The sequence below is a fragment of the Moorena sp. SIO3I6 genome (assembly GCF_010672095.1).
The window spans coordinates 1-2,253 of the sequence record NZ_JAAHHU010000772.1; the positions used below are offsets into that span (position 1 = coordinate 1).

General features: G+C 46.7%; 3 protein-coding genes and 1 pseudogene. 1 reads left to right on the forward strand and 3 read right to left on the reverse strand.

The window, feature by feature from the left end:
• Positions 1 to 409 precede the first annotated feature (409 nt).
• From F6K49_RS42545 to F6K49_RS42555, 3 genes and pseudogenes are all read right to left on the reverse strand, one after another.
• Positions 410 to 844: an S-layer homology domain-containing protein gene (locus F6K49_RS42545; RefSeq protein ID WP_293020240.1), complete on the reverse strand. Its 435-nt coding sequence runs from the start codon at positions 842 to 844 to the stop codon at positions 410 to 412.
• A 77-nt stretch (positions 845 to 921) separates the two neighbouring features.
• Positions 922 to 1,269 carry a hypothetical protein gene (locus F6K49_RS42550; RefSeq protein ID WP_293020238.1) on the reverse strand — a complete coding sequence of 116 codons (348 nt, stop codon included), beginning with the start codon at positions 1,267 to 1,269 and terminating at the stop codon, positions 922 to 924.
• A pseudogene (locus F6K49_RS42555) lies at positions 1,250 to 1,894 on the reverse strand (DUF1565 domain-containing protein). Before F6K49_RS42555 ends, F6K49_RS42550 begins: the two are co-directional and overlap by 20 nt.
• Positions 1,895 to 2,033: 139 nt before the next feature.
• Between F6K49_RS42555 and F6K49_RS42560 the strand changes: the two are divergent.
• On the forward strand, positions 2,034 to 2,253 hold a 220-nt coding region (locus F6K49_RS42560; protein WP_293107457.1), incomplete at its 3' end, for an ATP-binding cassette domain-containing protein.

Below are 2,253 nucleotides of genomic sequence, written 5' to 3' on the forward strand. Positions count from 1 at the left end.
TAACCCCTGAGCTCAAACCCATAGTGACTGAGCAAGGCAAGGGCATAGGCAATGGCTAAATCTGAGTCATTGGTCATGGGTAAAAGGGTTCAAGGTGGGAAGGTGGTACGATTCCAGGTGGAAAGGTCGCACATGTGGCAAATTATGGAGCCACAGCGGCTTCTGGCAACGTCGCTTGGTAATATAACCTATATCCTGCAACCTGCAACCTACAACCTGCAACCTGCAACCTGCAACCTGTAACCTGCAACCTGCAACCTGTAACCTGTAACCTGCAACCTGCAACCTGCAACCTGTAACCTACAACCTGCAACTAGTTTTGGTAGTGAGTTGGTTGGTCACTGAAATCAGGACTCAGGACTCATGACAACACTATACGGTGAGTTGAACTCAGTGACACGTCCTGTTTTCACCAAGGCCTGATAGATAAATGCGAACGCGCCCCGCGTGGCCTACGGCCAATCGCATCAGCTCGCTTTGCTTCCCGCTTGGGATGCAACAGGGTCGGGTTGGGGTGGTTAACGACAATTTTGGCGATGGTAGCGTACGCAACTGCTTCGGTAGCATAAGCAGGAATATCCTTCCAATCTTCGTAAATTTTGGAAATGTCAGAAGACTCTTTCACTGACTTGTCTACAGTTTTGGCTAAAGACAGCCCATTGACTAGAGAGGCAATCAAATCAACACGCCGCAAGGTCTGCTGAGGATGGAAGGTTTGGTCGGGGTATCCCGAGAGAAAGCCACCACGATAGGATTGGTTGATAGCTGGTAATGCCCAGAAATTCAGGGGGACATCAATAAATTGGGTAGCTGGACGGATCGGATTGGGGTCAAACACTTTCACCAGTAGGGCAGCGTACTCAGCCCGAGTTAGAGGGGCATCTGCTTGAAAGCTGCCATCGGCAAAGCCACTAATCAGGTTTAGACTACCGAGGCGGCGAATAAAATCTTCTGCCCAGTGTCCAGGTATATCGCTGAAGGAGGTAATGTAAGGGTTAGGGTTAACAATATAAGGAGATGCGATCGCGCCCCGCGTGGCCTACGGCCAATCGCATCTGCAGAGCCTGTTGCTACCAATGCCTGGTAAATCAATGCTACCACCTCACCACGGGTAATCGGCCTCATGGGATTGAGCTGATTGGGTTGGGGATAATTCACTACCATTCGTCTTTGAGTTGCTGTCGCTACCGCTTGGGTAGCATAGCTGGGAATCTGAACGCGATCGCGATAAAACCCGAGTTCCCTAGACTCACCACCTGTTAACCCCAAACCCTTGACTAGGGATACCAGACCTTGAACTCTGGTCAGATTTTGCTGGGGGCAAGTCGCTGATGGCAATCCCATAACCAGTCTTTTGACAAACATTGCCTCGCACTTCCCCTTTGGCATTACGCACCAGAAAGATGCCACTGGAAGCGTTAGCGTACAATACATTATCCAGAATCATGGGTTTGGCTGTGCCAGTAACAAATATCCCTTCACGACCACAGCGAGTAAAGGTATTATTGGCAATAATCGGTGAGGTAGATTCAATCCAGACCGCTGTCCCCAATTTGCCCGGATTAGTAACCGTTACTCCTCTTAATTGAGCCTTGGAATCTAAACGGATGGTAATATTTTGACGATTAAACGTCGGGCTGACATAGTTCCCACTGCCGGAAATCACAATATTCTTACCCTTGGTCGGTTCATTGCCAAGAACCATCACTCCCTTAGGAATAACGAGGGGAAAAACTTAGACCCTAGCAGCATTATAGGTACCAGCTGCTAAGTGAATGGTAGTTCCAGCAGTGGCAATAGAAAGTGCCTTAGTCAAGGTTTTAAACGGAACACTATCACCAGTATCGCTATCCTTACCAGTGACTGGGTTAACGTAAATAGTAGATTTAACCATATTAGTCAGTAAATGGCAATTAACACATAATACTTAACACGTAAGATTTAACACGTAAGATTTAACACTTAAGATTTAATACTTAAGATTTAATACCTAATACTTAACAGCTAATACTTAACACGTAATACTTAAAAATATGATAGAAGTAGAGCATCTAAGCAAAATCTATGGCACCACCCCAGCGATAGAGAATGTTACTTTCAGGGTTGAACCAGGAGAAATCCTAGGGTTCCTTGGACCGAATGGTGCAGGGAAAACCACTACCATGCGAATTTTGGCAGGCTATTTACCAGCAACCCATGGTACTGCCCGAATTGCTAATTATGATGTTCATGAAAATTCTATGGCAGTACGAC